Raw genomic sequence first — 21,651 nt, 5'->3', positions numbered from 1 at the left:
GCGCGTGGGAAGGTGGGAGGAGTCGCGACGAAAGGGATACCCCCATGGCAGTCGAGCCGCTGACGGACGAGGAGATCGAGCGGGGTCTGGCGGACCTCCCCGGCTGGTCGCTGCGGGACGACCGGCTGGTGCGCACGTACTCCTTTCCCGGACACCCGGCCGCCGCCCGGCTGGTCGCCGAGGTCGCCGAGGCGCAGGAGGAGCTGGGACACCACTCCGACCTGACCCTCGGCTACAACAAGGTCGGCGTCTCGGTGAACACCCACAGCGCCGGCGGCAAGGTGACCGAGCTGGACCTCCGGCTGGCGCGCCGCGTCGAGGAGATCGCCCGCGTGCAGGGCGTGGCCTAGAAGGCTCCTCCCGGCCGGGGCCCGCGCCCTCGGAGCCCGCGCCCGGCGGGTCTCCGGTATCAGACCCTCCGCTTGCGGGACCGGCAACAAAGTTTGCCGTCGCCCCGGCGACCGGAGCACCCTCCTGACATGACCGGACACCAGCACACCCACACCCACCACACCCACACCCACAGCCACAGCCACGGGCACGGGCACGGGCACGGCGACGCCGAGGACTTCGACTGGGCCTCCTTCGGACCGGTCCTCGAACAGAGCGCGGATCTCCACACCCCCGTCGTCGAGCAGGCCGCCGAGTGGCTGCGCGGGCTGCTCAGCGGGCCCGTGCGCCGCGCGCTCGACGTGGGCAGCGGGCCCGGCGGCGCCGCCTGCCTGTTCGCGCGCGCCTTCCCCGACGCCGAGGTGGTGGCCGTGGACGGCACCCCGGAGCTGCTGGCCCGGGCCCGCGACCGCGCGGCCCGGCTCGGCGTCGCCGACCGCGTACGGACCCACCTGGCCGACCTGCCCGACGGGCTGGCCGGGGCGGGGGAGGCCGAGCTGATCTGGGCCAGCAAGTCGGTGCACCACCTGGGGGACCAGCAGGGGGCCCTCAACCGGCTCGCCGCCGCGCTGCGCCCCGGCGGGGTGCTGGCCGTGGCCGAGGGCGGGCTGCAGCCGCGCGTGCTGCCCCGCGACATCGGCATCGGCCGCCCCGGCCTGCTGACCCGCCTCGACGCCGCGCAGGAGGAGGGGTACGCCGACATGCGGGCCGGACTGCCCGGCGCCGAGGAGACGGTCGAGGACTGGCCGGCCATGCTCACGGCCGCCGGGCTGACCGGCGCCCGCAGCAAGTCCTTCCTGCTCGACCTGCCCGCCCCGCTCGACCCCCCGGCCCGCCGCTTCCTGCACGCCGAGCTCGCCCGGCTGGCCGAACGGCTGGCCGACCGCCTCGACGCGACCGACCGCGCCACGCTCGACCGGCTGCTCGACCCCGACGACGAGGCGGGCGTGCTGCGCCGGCCGGACGTGTTCTGGCTGAGCGCCACCACCGTCCACGCGGCGGTCCGGCCCGCCGACTGAGCCCGGCGCCCTGCCCGGCGCCCGGCGTCCGGCCCGCGCGACCGGGCCCCGGCGGCGGCCGGGGCCCGGTCGCGCTGCCCTGCTGTCAGCCGGTCTTGAGGGCGAGGCCGTACGCCTCGAGGATCGGGTTGACCGGCTGGAAGTACGTGGTGCCGCCGGCCGTGCAGTTGCCGGAGCCGCCCGAGGTGATGCCCTGGGCCTGGCTGCCGGAGATGTACGAGCCGCCGGAGTCGCCGGGCTCGGCGCACACGGTCGTCCGGGACAGGCCGCTGACCAGGCCCTCGGTGTACCGCACACTGGTGTCGAGCTGCTCGATCGTGCCGCAGTGCCAGCCGGTCGTCGAGCCGGAGCGGCAGACGGAGGAGCCCACCGGCGCCTGCTGGGAGCCGGCGACCGTGACGGCGGCGCCGCCCGGGCCGAGCACCACGGGGCCGGGCGCCCATTCGTCGCTGACCGCCACCCACGCGTAGTCGTTGCCCGGGAAGCGCGAGCCCTGGAAGGTGCCCTGGGCGACGCGGTTGACCCCGGTGGTGGTGGCGCCCGCCTGGCCGCAGTGGCCGGCGGTGACGAAGCCGCCCTGGGCGTCCTTCGTCACCGAGAACCCGATCGAGCAGCGGGCGGTGCCGTTGATGTAGTACGCCTCGCCGCCGCGCACGTCGTACAGCGGGTGCGGCTCCTCGGCGGACTCCACGATCCGTACGACATCCCGCTCCACACCGCTGGCGGCCACGAAGTCGGACGCCTTGGCGGGGTCGGCGGACTGGACCACGACGCTGTTGCTCTTCACATCGACGTACCAGACGGAGGCCGCCACGGCCGCCGGCGCCCGGCGCTCGGCCGTGCGGTCCAGAGCGGCCTTCGCGGTGGTGAGGTCGTCCAGGCTGTGGCTGACCGTCACGGCCTTGGCGCCGGCGGCGGTGATCGTGCCGTGCCGGGCCTGGTCGGTGGTGGCGACGGTGAGCTCGGCCGTCTTCCCCGTCACCCACGCGCCCCCGAAGGCGGTCCCCAGACTCCTGCGCAGCGCCGGCGCGGCCGTGCCGGCCCGGTATTCGTTGGTGATCCTGGCCTTCGCCTCCTCGGCCGTCAGCCCCAGGTCGCGCCGCATCGAGTCGAGCATCTCGGCGGGGACCTCGGTGGGCACCCCGGTGCGGGCGCCGGCCGTGGGGCCGGGGCCGGCGGCGGGTATCGCGGCCAGGGCGGGTATCCCGGTCAGGGTGAGGGCGGCGATGGCGATGGCACAACCGGCGGTCAGGGCAGGTCTGTGGCTGCGGAGCATCGGGGTGTCTCCTCGTGTCGGGGGGCTGGGGTCGTGGGGGCTGGCGTCAACGTAAGCCGGTACGACACGGGCCGCTCGCCTGCCCGCACCCCCCGGTTGCGCTCCGCCGGACAAGCCGGTTGCGCCCCGCCGGACACCCCGCCCGACCGCCCCGGACTCGCCGCCGGAGGCCGCCCGGCGCCCGGCCGGCCCTCCTGCCCGCCCGGCCCCGGGGCGCGGCGACGCCACCCGAACAGCCGCCGCCAACTCAGCGGTTGCGCGACCGCGCCCCCGCCCTCCCCGGGAGTCCGCTGTGGGCTCTCCGGGAGGACGGGGGCGCGATGCGGCCGGGGCGGCCCGGCTCAGACCACGTTGAAGGTCTCCGGGTCCGGGCCGAGGCGGTTGCCGGAGTCCAGCCCGTCGATCGTGGCGAGGTCGTTCGCGTCCAGCTCGAAGTCGAACACGTCGATGTTCTCCTTGATACGGGAGGGCGTGACCGACTTGGGGATCACCACATTGCCCAGGTCCAGGTGCCAGCGGAGCACCACCTGCGCCGGGGACTTGCCGTGCTTGTCGGCGATGGCCGCGAGCCGGGCGTCCTCCAGCAGGCCCTTGCCCTGGCCGAGCGGGGACCAGGCCTCGGTGGCGATGTTGTGGCGGGAGTTGAAGGCGCGCAGCTCCGCCTGCTGGAGCTGCGGGTGCAGCTCGATCTGGTCGATCACCGGGGTGATCTCGGTCTCCGAGAGCAGCCGCTGGATATGGGCCGGGTGGAAGTTGGAGAGTCCGATGGCCTTGGCGCGGCCCTCGGCGTAGATCTTCTCGAACGCCTTCCACGTGTCCACGTACTTGTCGACCTCCGGCAGCGGCCAGTGGATCAGGTACAGGTCCACGTACTCCAGGCCGAGCTTGGACAGCGAGGCGTCGAAGGCGCGCAGCGTGGAGTCGTAGCCGTGGTCGGAGTTCCACAGCTTGGTGGTCACGAACAGCTCGTCGCGCGGGAGACCCGACGCGGCGATGGCCCTTCCCGTGCCCTCCTCGTTGCCGTAGATCGCCGCGGTGTCGATGCTGCGGTAACCGGACTCCAGGGCCGTGCTGACGGCGTCGGCGGCCTCGTCGTCCGGGACCTGCCAGACGCCGAAGCCGAGCTGCGGCATGCGGACGCCGTTGTTGAGGGTGATGAAGGGGACCTTGCTCACGAGCGGTCGATCCTTACGTCGAATGCGAGTGCGTACGTCTTCAGGGTGAACGGTCGGTAGCGGGGTCGCATTTCCGCCCGGACCCACTGTCCCTCAGTGCCCAGTGGACCCCCGGGTCACACCCCGCGCGAGCCACCGCCCGGGTGCCGCCCGGCTCAGCCGCGCAGCACCACCAGGTTCCTCCGCAGGTCAGGGCGGTTTCTGGCGGTCGCGGTCCGTTCGGCGGCGAGGTGCGCGGCCTCGTCAAGCGCGGGGGCGGTGTCCAGCAGGCCGTACAGCTCGGCCGCGAAGGCCACCGCCGAGGCGTCGTCGAGCGGACCGCCGTGGGCGACGACCACCGCGGCGGCGTCGGTGAAGAGGCGGGCGGCCCGCTCGCCGTGGCGGGAGGAGAGCACCAGCCCGCGCAGCCGCGCTCCGGCCAGCCGCCGGTAGGCGCCCAGGCGCGCGGCGAGGTGGGCGGCGGACACCGGGTGGGCCCCGCGGCGGGTGTCCTTGAACACCAGTTCGCCGTCGCCGCCGTCGCCGTTGCCACCGTCGTCGCCGCTGTGGCCGTCGTCGTGGCCGTGGCACACCAGGTGCAGCACATCGGGGCGCAGCGTCAGGAGCCCGCGGACGTCGGTGACCGCCCGGGCCGGACACCAGTCCACCGTCAGCGCGCCGCGCGCGGCGCGCTGGACGGCGCGTAACTCCCGCTGCGCCCGCAGCCGCGCCGGGCCGGCCGGGTGGGCGCCGCTCACCAGCACCCGCCGGACGGCGCCCCGGCCCGGCTCGCGGACGGCCGCGCGGAACACCTCGTTGTGCGGGTAGGTGCGGCAGGCCGCGGCCAGCAGGCGCAGCCGGCCGTCGGCCACCCGGCCCGCGGCGACCGCGTCGGCCACCGCGGACCAGTACGCGTGGGCGGCGGTACCGGGCAGGCCGGAGGGACCGGGCAGGCCGGAGGGACCGGGCGGACCGGGCGGACCGGGGGGACCGGGCGGACCGGGGGGACCGGGCGGACCGGGTGGACAGGGTGGACAGGGTGGACAGGGCGGGCCGGACGGACCGGGCGGGCCGGGGGGCCGGTGCGGGGCCGGGACACCCGCCCTGTGCAGCAGGGCCTCGGCGCTGGGGCCGGGCGGGAAGACCCGCGCCAGCTCCCGGATCTCCTCGGCCGTCAACTCCCCGTCCGCGCCCACTGTTCACCGTTCCCGGATCGCCGTCACACCGCGGCCAGCAGCAGCGGTTCGGGCAGCTCCGCCCGGAACCGCCGCAGCACATGCCCTTCGCGTACCGTCGCGCCCACCTCGACCGCGGCCCGGCTGACCGTGGCGCGCGGCGCCCGCACCACCATGGCCAGCCGGTAGGTGCCGCGGATGCGCGCCGTGGGGGTGCGGCGGATCTCCCAGCCCGGGTCGGACCTCAGCTCGCGCCGCGCCTCCAGGCAGATCCGCGTGCCGGGCGCGGGCCGGTGCCGCCCCACGAACCCCAGCCGGGGGCCGAGGTGGGCCGGGCCGGTGTCCGGGAGTTCCCCGCTGAGCTGGAGCGGCGTCATGGACCAGGCCACCGGCTGGAAGGCGGCCCGGCGGTTTCCGGCCGCGTCGGCCGAAAGAGTGAGATCGAGATTGACCGTTTGCAGTTGAGGATTGCCCGTTTCTTCTGTGCAGTTGACCGAAAAGTGCACCAAATGGTAGGCAGCGCTGTCTGCCCGGTCGGCCTTGTTGGCTTCCGATTCCACATACGCTTTCAGCTCCGGGACCCGCCCGACGAGTTCCGCCGTGACCGGCACGGCCAGCGGCCCGCCCAGCGCGACCCGCCCGGTCAGCGCGGGCGCCGCGGCGGACCGCGGCGGGACATGGCCCGAAGGCCGGGAGAATTCCTCGGATACCAGTGCCAGCTCGCGCTCGGGAAGTTCGGGGAGAATGATGTCGATCATTTCCGTGCCCCCTTTGCGGCTCAGGATTGGTAGAGCGCCTCGATTTCGACGGCGTACGCCTGCTCGATCGCCTTCCGCTTCAATTTCAGGGAAGGCGTCAGGAGACCATGCTCCTCCGAGAACTGAGCGGCAAGTATCCGGAACGTACGAATCGACTCCGCCTGGGAAACCTGCGTGTTGGCGGCGATCACCGCCCGCCGTATCTCCATTTCCAGATCCGGCTCGCGCACCAGCTCCCGCGCCGCCAGCTCCGGCTTGCCGCGCATCGCCAGCCAGTGCGAGACCGCCTCCGCGTCCAGCGTCACCAGCGCCGCCACGTACGGCCGGTCATTGCCGACCACGATGCACTGCGCGACCAGCGGATGCTCCCTGACCCGCTCCTCCAGGACCACCGGCGAGACGCTCTTGCCGCTGGAGGTCACCAGGATCTCCTTCTTCCGCCCGGTGATGGTCAGATAGCCGTCGTCGTCCAGCGTGCCCAGGTCGCCGGTGGCCAGTCGGCCGTCCCGCAGCACGGCGCCGGTCGCCTCCGGGTCGTCCAGGTAGCCCGCGAAGACCTGGTCGCCGGCCAGCAGCACCTCGCCGTCGTCCGCGATGCGCACCGTGGTGCCCGGCAGCGGGACGCCCACCGTGCCGAAGCGGGTCCGGTCGGGCGGATTGGCGACGGCCGCCGCGGTGGACTCGGTCAGCCCGTACCCCTCGAAGATCGTGACCCCGGCGCCCGCGAAGAACAGCCCGAGCCGCCGCTCCATCGCCGAGCCGCCCGAGAAGGCGTGCCGGACCCGGCCACCCATCGCCGCCCGCACCTTGCTGTAGACCATCTTGTCGAAGAACTGGTGCTGCACCCGCAGCGAGGCGCTCGGCCCAGGGCCCAGCCCGAAGGCCCTGGCCTCCTGCGCCTCCGCGTACCGCACCGCGATGTCCACGGCCTTCTCGAAGGGGCCGGTCCGGCCCTCCGCCTCGGCCTTCCTCCGCGCCGCCGCGAACACCTTCTCGAAGATGTACGGCACGGCCAGGATGAACGTCGGCTGGAACGACTGCAGATCGGGCAGCAGCGCGGCCGCGGTGAGGCTCGGCTGGTGGGCGAGTTTCACCCGGCCCCGGATCGCGGCGACCTCCACCATCCGGCCGAAGACGTGCGCGAGCGGCAGGAACAGCAGCGTCGATGCCTCGTCGCCCCGCTTGGAGTGGAAGACCTCCTCGTAGCGGGCGACCACGGTGTCGCACTCGGCCATCAGATTGGCGTGGGTGATGACACAGCCCTTGGGGCGGCCGGTGGTGCCCGAGGTGTAGACGATGGTCGCCGGGTTCTCGGGCTGCAGCGCCTTGCGGTGGCGGTGCACCACCGCGTCGTCCACCGCCGCCCCCGCCGCGGTCAGCTCGTCCACCGCGCCCGCGTCCAGCTGCCACAGCCGGGTCAGCCGCGGCAGCCGCCCGACCACCGAGCCGATCGTCATGGCGTGGTCCTCGTGCTCCACGACACAGGCGGAGACCCCCGCGTCGTGCAGCATCCAGAAGACCTGCTCGGCGGAGGAGGTGGGGTACATCGGCACGCTCTGCGCCCCGATGGACCACAGCGCGAAGTCGAACAGGGTCCACTCGTAGCGGGTGCGGGACATCACGGCGACCCGGTCGCCGAACCGCACACCCTGCGCCAGCAGCCCCTTGGCCAGCGCCAGCACCTCGTCACGGAACTCGCCCGCGGACACGTCCCGCCACTGACCCTCCGCCGTCCTGCGCCCCAGGGCCGCCCGGTCCGGATCCGCGTCCGCGTGCTCGAAGACGGGATCCGCCAGTCCTCCGGCCCGCGGCGGGCTCGTCAGCGGGGGGACGGTGAACTCGCGCAATGACATGCTCCTCGAAGCGCTCCGCACGGCGCCGTGACCGTATCTGATCTGGTCCTATGAGCCCGATGTGCGACTCATGTGTGACGACTTTCTCCACCGAATCTCTCCCATCGGGGCACAGCTCGGGGCCGAGCCCGGGGAGCGGGTGGGGGCACGGCGTGGGCGCGCGGGGGCATGGCGCGAGGCATGGCGCGGGGCTTGGGGCAGGGTACGGCTCAGGGCACGGGGCCCGCAGGGTACGGCTCAGGGCACGGGGCCCGCAGGGTACGGCTCAGGGCACGGGGCCCGCAGGGTACGGCTCAGGGCACGAGGCCCGCAGGGTACGGCTCAGGGCACGAGGCCCGCAGGGTACGGCTCAGGGCACGGGGCCCGCCAGGATCGCGGCGGCCAGCCGGTCGGCCGCGGCCCGGGCCGCCGAGTCCCGCTGCCGCCTCCCGTGCAGCAGGACGAACTCCACCGGCCCCAGATCGGGCAGCCCGGCCCGGTCCGGGACCGGCGCCAGGCCGGGCGGGATCAGACCGCGCGTGTGCGCCATGACCCCCAGGCCCGCACGCGCCGCGGCGACCAGCCCGTTGAGGCTGCCGCTCGTGCACACGATCCGCCAGGGCCTGCCGTGCCGCTCCAGCACCTCCAGCGCCCTGGCCCGGGTCAGGCCCGGCGGCGGGAAGACGATCAGCGGCAGCGGGCGGTCGGGGTCGAGCCGCAGCCGCTCCGCGCCGATCCACACCAGCTTGTCCCGCCACACCAGCCGGCCCCCCGGCCGGTCCTCGGAGCGCTTGGCCAGCACCAGGTCCAGCTTCCCCGCCGCCAGCCGCTCGTGCAGCGTGCCCGACAGCTCGACGGTCAGCTCCAGGTCCACCTCGGGGTGGTCCCGGCGGAAGCCCTCCAGGATCTCGGGCAGCCGGCTCAGGACGAAGTCCTCCGAGGCGCCGAAGCGCAGCCGCCCGCGCAGCCGGGTGCCCCGGAACCAGCTCGCCGCCCGCTCGTTCGCCTCCAGGATCGTCCGCGCGAAGCCCAGCATCGCCTCGCCGTCCTCGGTCAGCTCCACCCCGTGGGTGTCCCGCGCGAACAGCGGCCGGCCGACCGCGGCCTCGAGCCTGCGCACCTGCTGGCTCACGGTGGACTGGCGCAGGCCGAGGCGGTGGCCGGCCTGGGTGAAGCTCAGCGTCTGGGCGACCATGAGGAAGGTGCGCAGCTGGGACGGGTCGTACACACCGCCAGTGTAGGCGGCGGTCATCACGGAAGGCGATGACAGTCAGAGCGGTCAGTGGGATTCCCGATAGCGGTGATCAAGCGCAAGCTGGAGAGGGCACCGTCCGTGTCGCCGCTGGGTGCCGTGCCGCGCCCGGCCGTTGTCGAGGACATGCCGAGAACAGGACGCCGAGAAAGAGAGCACATGCGCCGCCGTAAGATCACCCTCCCGTCCTGGCTCCCCCTCGACTGGTTCATCCTCGCGCTGATCGGCACCGTCGGCCTCGCCGCGCTGCTCCCCGCGAGCGGCCGCGCCGCGACCGTAGCCGACGGGGCCACCACCGTCGCGGTCGCCTTCCTCTTCTTCCTGTACGGCGCGCGTCTCTCCACCCGCGAGGCGTTGGACGGGATACGCCACTGGCGGCTCCACCTGACCGTGTTGGCCTGCACCTTCGTGGTCTTCCCGGCGCTCGGCGCGGCCGCCCGCGGCCTGGTGCCGTACGTGCTGACGCACCCGCTGTACACCGGCCTGCTCTTCCTGTGCCTGGTGCCCTCCACCGTCCAGTCCTCGATCGCCTTCACCTCGATCGCCCGCGGCAATGTCCCGGCCGCCATCTGCGCGGGCTCCTTCTCCAGCCTGGTCGGCATCGTCCTCACCCCGCTGCTGGCCGCCCTGCTGCTGGGCAGCGGAGGCGGCGGGTTCTCGGCGGACGCGATGGTGAAGATCGCCCTGCAGCTGCTGGTGCCCTTCCTCGCCGGGCAGCTGCTGCGCCCCTGGGTCGGCGGCTTCGTCGCCCGCCACCGCACAGTTCTCGGCTACGCCGACCGCGGCTCCATCCTCCTGGTCGTCTACGCCGCCTTCAGCGAGGGCATAGTCCGGGGCATCTGGCACCAGGTGACCCCGGTCCGGCTCGGCGCGCTGCTGGCCGTCGAGGCGGTGCTGCTCGCGGTGATGCTCCTGCTCACCTCGTACGGATCGCGGCGGCTGGGCTTCGGCCGCGAGGACCGGATCGCGATCGTCTTCGCCGGGTCGAAGAAGAGCCTCGCGGCCGGACTGCCCATGGCGAGCGTGTTGTTCGGCGCGCAGGCGAGCCTGGCTGTGCTGCCGCTCATGCTCTTCCACCAGATGCAGCTGATGGTGTGCGCGGTGCTGGCCCGGCGCTTCGCCAGGACGGCGCCGGAGCAGGCGGTTCCGGGGCAGGACGCCCCCGGGCCGGGCCGCGCGACGGCGGCGGCGCGCGAGACGAGGGCGCCGGCCGGCGTCTGACCGGACCGTTCCTTCCACGGGACCCCTCCTTCCCCGGGACCGCTCCTTCTCGGGCCCCCTCCCGGAAACGGCGGCGAACAATGGGCCGACCCATGCCCGTTCCCCCGAACAGGAAGGCGGATCCCGTGACGCGCATCCGCAGCATCGCCCTCGCGGGCCTCACCGCGGTCGCCTCGACGGCCGCCCTCGCGCTCCCCGCGCAGGCCGGCACCCCCACCGCCCGCCTGACCCCGCCGTCGCCGGGGTCGGGTTCGGGGTGACGCCGTGGACGTCGTGGACGTCATGGACGTCATGGACGTCATGACGGTGGCCGCACTGGTCGCCGTCACCCCGAACCGAGAACCTCAGCGGTCGTCCGCCGGGCGGACGCGGTCCAGGGGGAGCCGGACCAGCGCGGCGTAGTCCTTGCCGCCCCGCTCGACCCGGTCGCCGTGGCCGTCCGGGTCGCCGCGTCCGTCCGGGGTGGCGTTGAACTCCCGGACCTGCCGCAGCTCGGTGTCCGACAGCGCGCGCCCCCACACCCGGACCTCGTCCAGAGCACCCGTCAGGTGCGAGCGGCTGTCGACGGCCTCGCCCACATGGATGCCGAACGGCGAGGTGCGGGTGACCGGCCCGGGCACGTCGGCGGCGGAGACGGGCGTGCCCCCGTCGATGGCCAGGCTCAGCCGGCCCCCGGCGCGGATGAGCGCGGCGTGGTGCCACTGCCCGTCGTTGTACGCCGAGCCGGTGCTCACCGAGGCGCTGGCGAAGGTGGCGGTGCCGTTCACCGTGGTGATCAGCGCCCGCACCCGGCCGCTCGAGGGCTCGCCGCGCAGCCACACCTGCGGCTGTTTGTTGCCGATGCCGCCCATCCACAGGAACGGCTGCTGGCCCGTGGCGGCGGTGTAGCGGAACCACAGGCTCACCGTGAAGTCACGGGTGCCGAGCGGCAGCGTGGGCCGGAAGGGTACATGGACGGCGTCGTCCGTGCCGTCGAACGAGAGCCCCCGCCCGAACCGCCCCTCGGTCCCGGCCGGGCCGCCGAGGACGGTGGCCGGGCGGGCGCCGGGCGCCCGGTCGGCGGTGGTCGGGTCGGGGCCGCGGCGCGGCCCGAGCCAGTCCTCGGTGAACCGCGCGAAACGGATCTCGTCCCGGGCGTCCACCGCACCACCCTCGTACATCAGCCCCACCTCGTCGGGCGAGACGCGGACCATGTCGGAGTAGCCGGACCAGTCGGTGGTCACCACCTTGCCGCGGTCGGCGCTGTCCCAGTCGCGCCCCTCGTTCCACGAGGACCGGATGGTCATGGTGCGCCGGCGGTCGGGGTCGGCGGGCGCGGCGAGCAGCAGCCGGCCGTAGCCGTCCCGGCCCTCGCTCCGCAGCCGCAGGATCGAGCCCTGCACCTGGGGCGTGTACAGGTCGGGGATGGTGCGGAACGGCCCGGTGAAGCTCTCGCCGCCGTCGCGGCTGACGGCGAAGTCGCGATGGCCGAGGTCCGTGCCGTCCTGCTCGCGCCCGTTGACGTAGACCGAGCCGTCCTCGCGCTCCACCAGCGTCATCTCGGAGGGCTTCTGGCGGAATGTGCCGTCCGCCGCGACCGGCCAGCTGTCCACCGCGCCGACGCGCCAGGTGTCGCCGCCGTCGTCGCTGTAGGCCAGCGCAGCGTGGTTGGCGGTGATCCGGGTGCCGTCGTGGCTCTCGGTGTTGATGGTGAAGAGCAGCCGCCCCCGGTGCCGGCCGTGGGTGAGCTGGATGCCGTGCACGGGCCCGGTGGCGTACCAGGAGTTCCACGAGGCGGGCAGCAGCGAGTCGCTCAGATCGCGCGGGGTGGACCAGGTGACGCCGTCGTCGTCGCTGTACTGGAGGTGCGGGGTCCGGTCGCAGGGCACATCGCAGCCCTGGGAGTCGTCGCGCCCGGTGTTGTACGTGCTGGCCAGCAGGATGCGGCCGGTGCGCAGGTCCACGACGGGGGCGGGATTGCCGTGGGTGTCCCCGGCGCCCTCGTTGATCACCTGCAGCGGGCCCCAGGTGCGGCCGCCATCCGTGGAGCGCTTCAGGACGAGATCGATGTCACCGGCGTCGCCGCAGTTGTTCACCCGCCCCTCGGCGAAGGCCAGCAGCGTGCCGTCCTTCGACTTGACGACGGCGGGGATCCGGAAGCACGAGTACCCGCTGTCCTGGGAAGACTTGAAGAGAACTTGCTGCTCGAAGTCGGTACGGGCCGCGGAAGCGGAGGATTCCGCCTCCGCGGCCCGGACCGGAACCGGAATCAGGGCCAGCGCGGCGGCGGCGAGGAACACCGCCGCCCGGCGCCGCCATGGTCTGGACCGCTTGCGTGGAGCGCGAAGATCTGAGGTCATCGTCACCGACCTGCCCTTCAGCGGCATCTGGACATGCGACTGGACATCACGAGAGACGTGCATCTGGACGTCACGACATCAAGACATCCAACGTCTGATCGAGTGGTGCCGGAGAAGTGTCCCGTCTCGCCCCCGCGCCCCACAAGGAGCGTGCGTCAGATCGTGTGCGCTCCCGCCGGGTCGGCCGCCTTGCCAGCCGGCCGGGTCAGTCGGCTATGGCCAGTTGGGTGCGGTGGGTCTCGGGCTTCTCGATCTCGTCGAGGACGGCGATCGCGAAGTCGGCGTGGGAGACCCGGCCGCCGCCCGGGGGCAGCTGACCGCCGTAGCGGCGGTAGCGGCCGGTGCGCGTGCCCTCCGGCTCGAAGGACATCGGCGGGTTGACGACCAGCCAGTCCACCCCGTCGGGCGCGGAGCGCAGCACATCGAGGCCCGCCGCGTGTCCGAGGCTGAAGGTGCGGAACGCCTCGGGGAAGTCGGGCGCGTCCAGCACCCGCACGCCCGGCTCCGTCTCCAGCGTGGAGGCGAGCCCGACGACGACCAGCCGCCCCACCCCGGTCTCGCCCAGCCCCGCGAGCAGCGCCCGGGCCGCGCCCCCGTACAGCTCCTTCGCGTCGATGTCCTCCCGGTAGATCGAGCTGATCACCGCGTCATGTCCGGTGACGGCCGCCGCCACGCCCGCCGGGTCGGTGACATCGCCCGCCATGACCGTGACATTCCCGGCGGCGAGCCCGGGGTACTTGGCCGGGTCGCGGACGACCGCGGTGACCTGGTGACCGCGGCCGTCCGCCTCGGCGACAAGATGCCGGCCGACCCTTCCGCCGGCCCCGAAAACAGCGATGCGTGCCATGGCGGCACTCCCTTCGGTTCAGTAGCTGGACTGCTGGACTGCCCGGACCGTAACGGCGGAAGTGCCGGTTACTTCAACGATATCGGCGGCCGTCGGCGGCTACTGGCGGCTGCCGGCGGCGCGGGCCACCCGCGTCGGCTACCGTCGGAGCGGTGACCGACTCGCTTACCGAGCCCCTGCCCGGGCCGTCGCCCCAGCCGCTGACCGCCGACATGTTCGACCCCGAGTGCCCGAACCGCGCCATGCCCATCCGGCTCGAGGCCAAGTGGGCCTGGCTGATCATCCGCTGTCTGGAGGGCGGCCCCCGTCGCTTCTCCGAACTGCGGGTGCCGCTGGCCCGGGTGACCCCCAAGGTGCTCAGCGAGTCGCTGCGCGCGATGGAGCGCGACGGCCTGATCACGCGGACCGCCTACCCCGAGAACCCGCCCCGCGTCGAGTACGCGCTGACCGACCTCGGGCGCTCGCTGCTCGGCCCGATGGACGCCGCCTGCGAATGGGGGCGGCGCCACCTGGGCCGGCTGCTCGACGCGCGCGAGGCGTACGAGCGGCGGCGCGCGCCCGGCCCCTCCGAGCCGGCTAGGCCGTCGTCGCCAGCCCGGCCATGATCACCGAGTCCAGCAGCGAACGCGAGGTCTCGAGCTCCTCGATGGCCGAGGTCATCCGGGCCCGCTCCGCCCGCAGCTGGGCGATGAGGTCGGGGCAGGTGGGCACCAGACGCTCGTCCTCCTCCCGCAGACACGGCAGGATCTGCGCGATCGTGGCGGTCGACAGCCCGGCGGCCAGCAGCGAGCGGATGCGGTTCACCGCGGCCACGTCCGACTCCCGGTAGACGCGGTAGCCGCTGGGCAGCCGCTCCGGCTGGAGCAGACCCTGCTGCTCGTAGTAGCGCAGCAGCCGCTCGTTCACCCCGGTGCGCCGGGTCAGTTCACCGATGCGCATGACATGTCCCCTCATCGCGCCACAGGCCTCCAACGGATGTCAGAGTTTACCCGGCGCGCCGGCACAGCACGTCGTCTATGAGCGCCTTCACCGCCTTGTCCGTCCGCTCCTGCCGTGCCGTGTCCGACTCGTCGAAGCTGTTGGTCGACACGGTCACCGCCCGTCGCCCGTCGTCGGTGACGCCGTTCTCGCTGGAGTAGCCCAGGGCGTTGCCGCCGTGGTGCCAGTAGAAGCCGCCGCAGCTCAGCGGGGTCGTCTCGAGGCCGAGACCGGCACCGCGCCCCGGCTGGTCGGGCATCGGGACGGTCCGCCGCATCTCGGCCAGCTCCGCCGGGCGCAGCAGCCGGCCGGTGAGGAGCGCGCTGAAGAAGCGGTTGACGTCGTGCGGGGTGGTGACCAGGTCGCCCGACGCGTCGGCCGCCGTGGCGTTGAAGACCGTGGTGTCGACACGGCGCCCGTCCTCCGCGTAGGTGTGGTACCCATGCGCGTACGGCGCGGGCAGATACGGGTGGTCGCCCGGCAGGGTCGTGCCGGACAGCCCCAGCGGTCGGACGATCCGGTCGCGGACCTCCGTGCGCCAGGGGCGCCCGGTGACCCTCTCGATGATCATTCCTGTGACAACGTAGTTGGTGTTGGAGTAGCGGTACGCCGCCCCGGGCTCGGAGTTCGGAGGACGGCCCACCGCGGCGGCCACCAGCTCCCCGGCGGTGTAGTGGCGGAAGCGGTTCTCGTAGTAGCCGCGCGCGGAGTATCCCGCCGGGAAGAGTTCGGGGATGCTCGTGTAGCCCCGCAGCCCGCTGGTGTGCTGGAGCAGCTGCCGGACGGTGATGTGGCGCCCGTCGTTGCCGTGGCCCGACACCAGGCCCGGCAGCCACCGGTCCACCGTGTCGTCCAGCGCCAGCCGGCCCTCGCCGACCAGTTGCAGGGCGACGGTGGCCACGAAGGTCTTCACCGTGCTGCCCGCGCGGTAGTGGGCGTCGGCCCGCATGGGCGCGCCGGTGCGCAGATCGGCCTTCCCCGCGCCGGCCGTGGCCGTGCCGGACGGGGTGTCCACCACGGCCGCCACCCCCACCGCCCCGGCCCGGTGGACCGCCCGCGTGTCGCGGCGCAACACCTCCGCGCCGCTCCCGCCGCTCCCGCCGGGGGCGCCGGGGGCGCCGGGGGCGCCGCTCCCGCCCGGGGCGCCACTCCCGCCCGGCGCGTCGGGCGCCGCCGCCACCAGAGCGGCGACACCCGCCAGGGCGGCCAGGGACGCGGCCAGGCGGCGCCCGACGGTGCTCACCGGCGCACCACCTGCCCGCACATCACACGGTCCAGAAGCGCCTGCATGGCCTTCTCGGCCTTGAGCAGCCGCTCGTCGTCCGACGTGGTCCCGCTGGCACTGATCACCACCGAGCGCCGCCCGTCCGCGCTGAACGCCGTTCTCACCGTGCCGCCTTCGAGGTCGCCGCCGTGACCCCAGCGGTCCCCGCCGCAGCTCAGCGGCTGCTGCATCAGCCCGAGCCCGTACCGCAGCCCGGGGAACGCCATCTCGAAGTCGGCGCCCACGGGGACCGTCCGGCGCATCTCGGCCAGCTGCGCGGCGGGCAGGAGGCGACCGCCGAACAGGGCCGCGAAGAACCGGTCCAGGTCCCGCTGGCTGGTCACCAGCGACCCGGCGGCATCGGCCCAGGAGATGTTCCGAACGGTGGTGTCGGTCCACCGGTCGGAGCCGGTGAAGCGGTGGTAGGCGTGGGCGTACGGCTGCTTCAGATAGGGGTCGTCCCCGGGCTCATAGGTGTCCTTCAGCCCCAGCGGCCGGATGATGCGGTCGCGCACCTCCTCGGCCCACGGCCGCCCGGTGACCTTCTTGATGATCATTCCGGCGAGCATGTAGTTGGGGTTCGAGTAGTTCCATTTCGGTTCCGGGTCGTCCGGGTCGGCGGGCGGGAAGTCGGGGCTGTGCCGCATCGCTCCGGCGATGCTCTGCTCCGGGTCGACGTGGTAGAGCTTCGTCCGCTCGAAGTCCTCGGCCGTGCCCCCCAGGTCCTCCTCCAGGCCGTAGTTGTAGATGCCGCTGGTGTGCTGGAGCAGATTTCGGATCGTGATGCGGCTGCCGTCGTTGCCATGGCCCGACACCACGCCCGGCAGCCACTTCTCCACGGTGTCGTCCAGCGACAGCCGCCCCTCGGCGACCAGCTGCAGCACGACCGTGGCCACGAACGCCTTGGTGGTGCTGGCGGCCCGGAAGTTCGCGCCGTACGGCACCGGGCGGCCGGTGTCCAACTCGGCCTCGCCCGCGCGGGCGTGGATCCGGCGGCGGCCGTCGCGCACCTCCACGGTCATGCCGATGTACCCGGCCTCGCGGAGGGTGTCGGCCACCTCGCGCCGCAACTCGTCCTGGCTGAGCGAGGCGCCGGGCGAGGAGTGGGGCGCCGCGGCGGCCGGGGCCGCTCCGGCCGGGACCGCCGCGACGCCACCGACCGCGGCCACGGCGAGCGCCGCGGCCGCGACGGCCCGACTCCTTAACCGGAGCTTTTTCCCCGATGTCGGGGCGGAGGATGACGTACAGGTCATGGTGGGCTCTTTCATGCCCACCACCATCGCGGAGCCGGTGGTGCCGGGACCATCACGCCAGCCCTAGTTCCAAGGTCGCGCCAGCCCTACTCCGCGGGTATGGCCAGCCCTACCCCTCCCGCCCCGCCCCTCCCGCGATCCGCGCGAAGGGCCCTCAGGCCGAGGCCCCGCTGTCGATGACCAGGTCCGCGCCGACCACCGCGCCGGCCGCGGGCGAGGCCAGGTAGAGCACCGCCGCGGCGACCTCGTCCACCTCGGCGACCCGGCCCAGCGGGGTCTCCCGCTTCATCCGCTCGGCCCGCTCCGCCTCCGTCTCGCCCGGCCGCAGCGACATCGAGGTGGCCGCGGCCCCGGGGCTCACCGCGTTGATGCGGACGCCCTGGTGGACGTGGTCGAGGGCGGCGGCGCGGGTGAGCGCGGACACCGCCGCCTTCGAGGCGATGTACGCGGCGAGGCCCGGGGCCCGGCGGTGCGCGCCCAGGTTGGAGGAGATGTTGACGATGGCGCCGCCGCCGTGCTCCTTCATGTGCGCGATCTCGTGCTTCATGGCTAGCCAGACCCCGGTCACATTGGTCCGCTGCACGGCCTCCCAGTCCTCCTCGCTCACCTCGGCCACGGGCCCGGTGCCGCGCAGTATCCCGGCGTTGTTCACCGCGATGTCCAGCCCGCCGAAGCGGGTGACGGCCTCCTGGACGAGCACGCGGACCTCCCCGGAGTCGGTCACGTCGGCCGCCACGGCCGCGGCCGTCCCGCCCGCGGCCTCGATGAGCTCGACTGTCTCCTCCAGCGTGGCCGCGGTGCGCCCGGCGACGACCACGGACGCGCCCTCGGCGGCGAAGGCGAGCGCGATCGCGCGGCCGAGGCCGGAGCCCGCGCCGGTCACGAGCGCGGTCTTGCCGGGGAAGCGGTTCATGGGTGACTCCTTGAGTGATAGTGAAGCGGAACAGGTTGGGAAAAAGGGAGGTGGTTCAGGAAGGGCATCGGCTCAGCGCGGTGAGCGCGGCCAGCGCGGCCAGCGAGGTCCCCGTCACGGCCAGGGACGAGGCGTCGCCGCCGAGGGTGAGCACGACGGCGAACAGGACGGTCGGGCCGAACTCCATCGCCGTGTTCATCACGCCGCCCGCGAGCCCGGACTGCTCCCGCGGCACGCCGTCGGTGGCGAGCACGGCGGCGCCCGCGAAGGAGGCCGCCGTGCCGGCCGGCAGCAGCACCAGCCCGGGCAGCAACCCGGAGGCGTACGACGTGTCCGTGTCGAGCCCGCCGAGGGCGAGGAGCACGAGTCCCGCCCCGGCGGTGCCGAGCCCGGCGGCGGTGACGGCCCGCGCGCCGTACCGGGCGACGAGCGGTCCCGCCGCCCGCCCGGAGACGAGCAGTGCGGCGGCGAACGGCGCGAAGGCGGCCGAGGTGCGCAGCGCCGACCAGCCGCGCTCCTGCTGGAGGTGGAGCGAGAGGATCACGAAGGTCATCGCGGTCCCGCAGGCGGTCAGCGCGATCGCCGCGAGCGCCAGGGCCCGCCGCCGGTCGAGCAGGAAGCGGGGCGGCAGCAGCGGGTCGCGGACCCGGCGCTCGGCGCACCAGAAGGCGGCGAGCAGTGCCGCCCCGGAGAGCAGCGGCACCAGCACGTCGGCCGATGACCAGGGGCGGCCGTCGGTGACCACGAGCCCGTAGCTGGCCAGCGTGATCCCTGAAGTGGCCAGCGCGGCGCCCGGGAGGTCGAGCGCCCTGCCCCCGCTGGGCGCGGTGTCCGGCAGCAGCCGCGGCGCGAGGGCGAGAGCCGCGCCGGCCACCAGGAGCGGCACGGCGAAGTTCCAGCGCCACGACAGCAGCGTCGAGATGACGCCGGAGAGCAGATTGCCCGCGGTCGCGCCGAGCACCGAGAGGCCGCCCCAGGTCGCCATCGCCCTGCCGAACGCGGCGGGGGAGGGGAAGAGGGCGCGCAGCACGGCCATGGCGGCGGGCGCGCTGAGCGCCGCCCCCGCGCCCTGTGCGAAGCGCGCCGCGAGCAGGGCCTCGATGCCGGGGGCGAGCGGGGCGGCGGCCGAGGCGGCGGCGAAGAGCGCGAGCCCGGCGGTGAGGGTCGGCCGCCCGCCGTAGCGGTCGGCCAGGCGCCCGCCGAACAGCAGCAGTCCGGCGAAGGTCAGCCCGTAGGCGGCGCTCAGCAGGATCACGTCCGAGCGCTGAAGGCCGAATTCGCGCCCGATGCGGGGGAGCGGTACGGAGATGGCGGCGAGCGTGAAGATCAGCGTGGCCTGGACGCCGCCCAGCAGGACGAAGGCGCCGCGCTGCCGGGTGGTGGCGGTCATGATCCCCCCGATGTCGTGACCTGATTATTGACCGAACGGTTCATTATGTGGGTGTGAACAAGGGAGTCCCGTAAGACTCCGAAGCGGCGAGTACGGCTCAGCCGAGGCCCGGTTTGCGGCCCGGTTGCGGCTCAGTCCAGCAGGGCCAGCGCCTGCTCGGCCGCTTCCTTCACCCTGGCCGGGTCCTGCGACGCCTTGCCGACCACCCGCAGGCCCTGCAGCAGCACGAAGAGCATGCGGGCCAGCGCGCGCGGGTCGCGGTCCTCGGCCAGCTCGCCCTGGGCCTGGGCGCGGACCAGCGCCGCGTACAACGGGGTCTCGACGTGCTCCCAGCTGATCTCGACCCGCCGGGCCACCGCCGGGTCGTGCGGGGCCAGCTCCGCCGCGCTGTTGGTGACGAAGCAGCCGTGCCGCCGCTCCTCGGGGGAGGCGGCCTCGGCGGCGAACCGGCGCACCACCGCCCGCACCGCCGGCAGCGCCGGGCCCGGCTGGGACAGCTCGCCCAGCACCGCCGGGTCGCGCGTCTCGGCGTACCGGTCCAGGGCCTTCAGATACAGCTCGCGCTTGTTGCCGAAGGTCGCGTAGATGCTGGCGCGGCCGATACCGAGGTGTTCGACGAGGTCGGCCATCGAGGTGGCCTCGTAGCCGCGCCGCCAGAACAGCTCAAGGGCCGACTGCAGTGCGGCGTCGGGGTCGAATTCCTTGGTTCTGGCCATGGCGAAGACTCTACGGTCAACCAGAACGATCGGTCAATATAGGTTCGTCATGGGTCTGGCGAGCGATGCGTGTCACGAGGCGCCGGGGGAAGGACCGGCCGGCGCAGGGGGCGCTCCTCACCGGCCGGTCCGTCATCCCGTGCAGCGGGCGGGCGTACCGGTGTGCGGACCGGTACGCGGACCGGTGTCAGGTGCCGCCGGCCACCGTCCGCAGGGCAAGCCGGTGCTCGCCCGCGTACACGTTCATCGAGGCGCCCCGCAGAAAGCCGACCAGCGTCAGCCCGGTCTCGGCGGCCAGGTCGACGGCCAGCGACGAGGGCGCCGAGACGGCCGCGAGGACCGGGATCCCCGCCATGACCGCCTTCTGCGCGAGCTCGAAGGAGGCCCGGCCGGAGACCAGCAGCACCGCCCCGGACAGCGGCAGCAGCCCCTGCTGCAGCGCCCGCCCGATCAGCTTGTCCACCGCGTTGTGCCGGCCCACGTCCTCCCGCACGTCCAGCAGCCGGCCGTCCGGCGTGAACAGCGCCGCCGCGTGCAGCCCCCCGGTCCGGTCGAAGACGCGCTGCGCCGAGCGCAGCCGGTCGGGGAGGGCCGCGAGCGTCTCCGGGTCGATCCGCACCGGGTTGTTCTCGTCGTCGCCCACCGGCCAGCGGGCCGTGGTGCGCACCGCGTCCAGGCTGGCCTTGCCGCACAGCCCGCACGAGGAGGTCGTGTAGACGTTGCGCTCCAGGGTGATGTCGGGGATCGGGACGCCGGGCGCCGGCTTCACGTCCACCACGTTGTACGTGTTGACGCCGTCCTCGGTCGCCCCCGCGCAGTAGACGATGTTCGCCAGCTCGTCCGCCCGCCCCAGGACCCCCTCGCTCACCAGGAAACCGGCGGCCAGCGCGAAGTCGTCGCCCGGCGTCCGCATGGTGATCGCCAGCGGCTTGCCGTTCAGCCGGATCTCGAGGGGCTCCTCGGCGACGAGGGTGTCCGCACGCGCGCTGATCGCGCCGTCCCGGATCCGGATGACGCGGCGGCGCTCGGTGACCCGTCCCATATCGATATCAGTCCCGTCAGTCCCTGTCCTGCACGTGCTGGTAGCCGAAGCGCCCCTTGATGCAGAGATTGCCGTGGGTCACCGGGTTGTCGTGGGGTGAGGTGACCTTCACGATCTCATTGTCCTGCACATGGAGCGTGAGGTTGCAGCCCACACCGCAGTAGGCGCACACGGTCGTGGTCCGCGTCTGCGCCGACTCGTCCCAGGTCCCGGCCGCCCGCATGTCGAACTCCGACCGGAAGCCGAGCGCGCCGGTCGGACACACCTCGATGCAGTTGCCGCAGTAGACACAGGCCGAGTCGGTCAGCGGGGCGTCGTGCTCGGTGGAGATCCGGGCGTCGAAGCCCCGGCCCGCGACCGCGATGGCGAAGGTGTTCTGCCACTGCTCGCCACACGCGTCCACACACTTGTAGCACAATACGCACTTGTCGTAGTCGCGGACATAGAGGTCGTTGTCGATCTTCGGCTCCTCGTCCACCCGGGCGGCGTCCGGCCCGAAGCGGCCCGGCTCGGCCCCGTACTCCTCGATCCACTCCGCGGCGCGCGGCGTCGTCGACATGTCGACCGAGGAGGCCAGCAGCTCCAGGACGACCTTTCGGCTGTGCCGGGCCCGCTCGGTGTCCGTACGCACCTCCATCCCCGGCTCCACGCGGCGCAGTTCGCCGCTCGCGGGGTTTCGCACGAGCGGGTGGGTGAGACGGGGGTAGCGCCTGGGCTGTCGGTCGCGGTGACGGGCCACGGCGGGCTCCTTAAGGCGGCATGACGGCTCGTACATCGTCGGCAACGCGGGCATGTCGACAGGATATTGAATACAGTATGCCTGCCAGAGTTG

Annotated in this window: 20 protein-coding genes and 1 pseudogene; 5 read left to right on the top strand and 16 right to left on the bottom strand. The window is 73.5% G+C overall.

Features of this window, described 5'->3' with window-relative positions; all coding sequences use genetic code 11:
* Nucleotides 1-44 precede the first annotated feature (44 nt).
* Both ABFY07_RS21830 and ABFY07_RS21825 read left to right on the top strand, forming a co-directional pair.
* Nucleotides 45-350 (top strand): 4a-hydroxytetrahydrobiopterin dehydratase, encoded by a 306-nt coding sequence (locus tag ABFY07_RS21830; protein WP_346176120.1) that lies wholly within the window; start codon nt 45-47, stop codon nt 348-350.
* A gap of 129 nt (nt 351-479) precedes the next feature.
* The gene (locus ABFY07_RS21825; RefSeq protein ID WP_346176119.1) at nt 480-1,409 is read left to right on the top strand and encodes a class I SAM-dependent methyltransferase; all 930 of its coding nucleotides are present in this window, start codon (nt 480-482) and stop codon (nt 1,407-1,409) included.
* An 85-nt stretch (nt 1,410-1,494) separates the two neighbouring features.
* Here ABFY07_RS21825 and ABFY07_RS21820 read toward each other — a convergent pair whose 3' ends face one another.
* The 6 genes from ABFY07_RS21820 to ABFY07_RS21795 all read right to left on the bottom strand — a co-directional run bounded on the left by ABFY07_RS21820 (nt 1,495) and on the right by ABFY07_RS21795 (nt 8,832).
* The gene (locus ABFY07_RS21820; RefSeq protein WP_346176118.1) at nt 1,495-2,685 is read right to left on the bottom strand and encodes a S1 family peptidase; all 1,191 of its coding nucleotides are present in this window, start codon (nt 2,683-2,685) and stop codon (nt 1,495-1,497) included.
* 341 nt (nt 2,686-3,026) lie between these two features.
* Nucleotides 3,027-3,860, bottom strand: coding sequence for an aldo/keto reductase (locus ABFY07_RS21815; protein ID WP_346176117.1), 834 nt, complete (start codon nt 3,858-3,860; stop codon nt 3,027-3,029).
* Between the two features lie 155 nt (nt 3,861-4,015).
* Entirely contained in the window at nt 4,016-5,035 is a 1,020-nt protein-coding gene (locus ABFY07_RS21810) for an effector-associated domain EAD1-containing protein (RefSeq protein ID WP_346176116.1), read from the bottom strand.
* A gap of 23 nt (nt 5,036-5,058) precedes the next feature.
* Nucleotides 5,059-5,772 (bottom strand): hypothetical protein, encoded by a 714-nt coding sequence (locus tag ABFY07_RS21805; protein WP_346176115.1) that lies wholly within the window; start codon nt 5,770-5,772, stop codon nt 5,059-5,061.
* 20 nt (nt 5,773-5,792) lie between these two features.
* Nucleotides 5,793-7,619, bottom strand: a complete 1,827-nt coding sequence (locus ABFY07_RS21800; protein WP_346176199.1) for an AMP-dependent synthetase/ligase — start codon at nt 7,617-7,619, stop codon at nt 5,793-5,795.
* 355 nt (nt 7,620-7,974) lie between these two features.
* Nucleotides 7,975-8,832, bottom strand: coding sequence for a LysR substrate-binding domain-containing protein (locus ABFY07_RS21795; protein ID WP_065965875.1), 858 nt, complete (start codon nt 8,830-8,832; stop codon nt 7,975-7,977).
* A gap of 183 nt (nt 8,833-9,015) precedes the next feature.
* Here ABFY07_RS21795 and ABFY07_RS21790 point away from each other — a divergent pair, with 183 nt between their 5' ends.
* Complete coding sequence (locus ABFY07_RS21790) at nt 9,016-10,077, top strand: bile acid:sodium symporter family protein (RefSeq protein WP_346176114.1); 1,062 nt, start codon at nt 9,016-9,018, stop codon at nt 10,075-10,077.
* A gap of 125 nt (nt 10,078-10,202) precedes the next feature.
* Nucleotides 10,203-10,337 (top strand): hypothetical protein, encoded by a 135-nt coding sequence (locus tag ABFY07_RS21785; protein WP_346176113.1) that lies wholly within the window; start codon nt 10,203-10,205, stop codon nt 10,335-10,337.
* Nucleotides 10,338-10,421: 84 nt separating this feature from the next.
* Here the strand turns inward: ABFY07_RS21785 and ABFY07_RS21780 are convergent, their stop codons facing one another.
* Both ABFY07_RS21780 and ABFY07_RS21775 read right to left on the bottom strand, forming a co-directional pair.
* The gene (locus tag ABFY07_RS21780; RefSeq protein WP_346176112.1) at nt 10,422-12,416 is read right to left on the bottom strand and encodes an exo-alpha-sialidase; all 1,995 of its coding nucleotides are present in this window, start codon (nt 12,414-12,416) and stop codon (nt 10,422-10,424) included.
* 205 nt (nt 12,417-12,621) lie between these two features.
* On the bottom strand, nt 12,622-13,263 hold the full coding sequence (locus ABFY07_RS21775; protein WP_346176111.1) for an NAD(P)-dependent oxidoreductase: 642 nt from the start codon (nt 13,261-13,263) through the stop codon (nt 12,622-12,624).
* A gap of 212 nt (nt 13,264-13,475) precedes the next feature.
* Here ABFY07_RS21775 and ABFY07_RS21770 point away from each other — a divergent pair, with 212 nt between their 5' ends.
* Nucleotides 13,476-13,868 (top strand): winged helix-turn-helix transcriptional regulator, encoded by a 393-nt coding sequence (locus ABFY07_RS21770; RefSeq protein WP_346176198.1) that lies wholly within the window; start codon nt 13,476-13,478, stop codon nt 13,866-13,868.
* Here the strand turns inward: ABFY07_RS21770 and ABFY07_RS21765 are convergent.
* The 8 genes and pseudogenes from ABFY07_RS21765 to ABFY07_RS21730 all read right to left on the bottom strand — a co-directional run.
* The gene (locus tag ABFY07_RS21765) at nt 13,840-14,202 is read right to left on the bottom strand and encodes a MerR family transcriptional regulator (RefSeq protein WP_346176110.1); all 363 of its coding nucleotides are present in this window, start codon (nt 14,200-14,202) and stop codon (nt 13,840-13,842) included. The two genes, ABFY07_RS21770 and ABFY07_RS21765, sit on opposite strands and share 29 nt — an antisense overlap.
* 46 nt (nt 14,203-14,248) lie before the next feature.
* Nucleotides 14,249-15,484: a serine hydrolase domain-containing protein gene (locus ABFY07_RS21760; RefSeq protein WP_346176109.1), complete on the bottom strand. Its 1,236-nt coding sequence runs from the start codon at nt 15,482-15,484 to the stop codon at nt 14,249-14,251.
* Nucleotides 15,481-16,758 (bottom strand): serine hydrolase domain-containing protein, encoded by a 1,278-nt coding sequence (locus ABFY07_RS21755; protein WP_346176108.1) that lies wholly within the window; start codon nt 16,756-16,758, stop codon nt 15,481-15,483. The genes ABFY07_RS21760 and ABFY07_RS21755 overlap by 4 nt, the downstream gene beginning before the upstream one ends.
* 154 nt (nt 16,759-16,912) lie before the next feature.
* Complete coding sequence (locus ABFY07_RS21750; protein ID WP_346176107.1) at nt 16,913-17,671, bottom strand: SDR family NAD(P)-dependent oxidoreductase; 759 nt, start codon at nt 17,669-17,671, stop codon at nt 16,913-16,915.
* A gap of 55 nt (nt 17,672-17,726) precedes the next feature.
* Nucleotides 17,727-19,061 carry an MFS transporter gene (locus tag ABFY07_RS21745; protein WP_346176106.1) on the bottom strand — a complete coding sequence of 445 codons (1,335 nt, stop codon included), beginning with the start codon at nt 19,059-19,061 and terminating at the stop codon, nt 17,727-17,729.
* A 131-nt stretch (nt 19,062-19,192) separates the two neighbouring features.
* A complete protein-coding gene (locus ABFY07_RS21740; RefSeq protein WP_346176105.1) occupies nt 19,193-19,777 on the bottom strand; it encodes a TetR/AcrR family transcriptional regulator in 585 nt (194 codons plus the stop codon).
* 187 nt (nt 19,778-19,964) lie between these two features.
* Nucleotides 19,965-20,819, bottom strand: a complete 855-nt coding sequence (gene fdhD, locus ABFY07_RS21735; RefSeq protein ID WP_346176104.1) for a formate dehydrogenase accessory sulfurtransferase FdhD — start codon at nt 20,817-20,819, stop codon at nt 19,965-19,967.
* Between the two features lie 16 nt (nt 20,820-20,835).
* Nucleotides 20,836-21,474: pseudogene (locus ABFY07_RS21730) on the bottom strand (4Fe-4S dicluster domain-containing protein); the annotation flags it as partial.
* Nucleotides 21,475-21,651 lie beyond the last annotated feature (177 nt).

Origin of the sequence: Streptomyces sparsogenes subsp. cuspidosporus, assembly GCF_039532705.1 — a bacterium.
In the GTDB taxonomy this organism is placed as follows: Bacteria; Actinomycetota; Actinomycetes; order Streptomycetales; family Streptomycetaceae; genus Streptomyces; species Streptomyces sparsogenes.
This window is presented reverse-complemented; position numbering and strand designations above follow the sequence as displayed.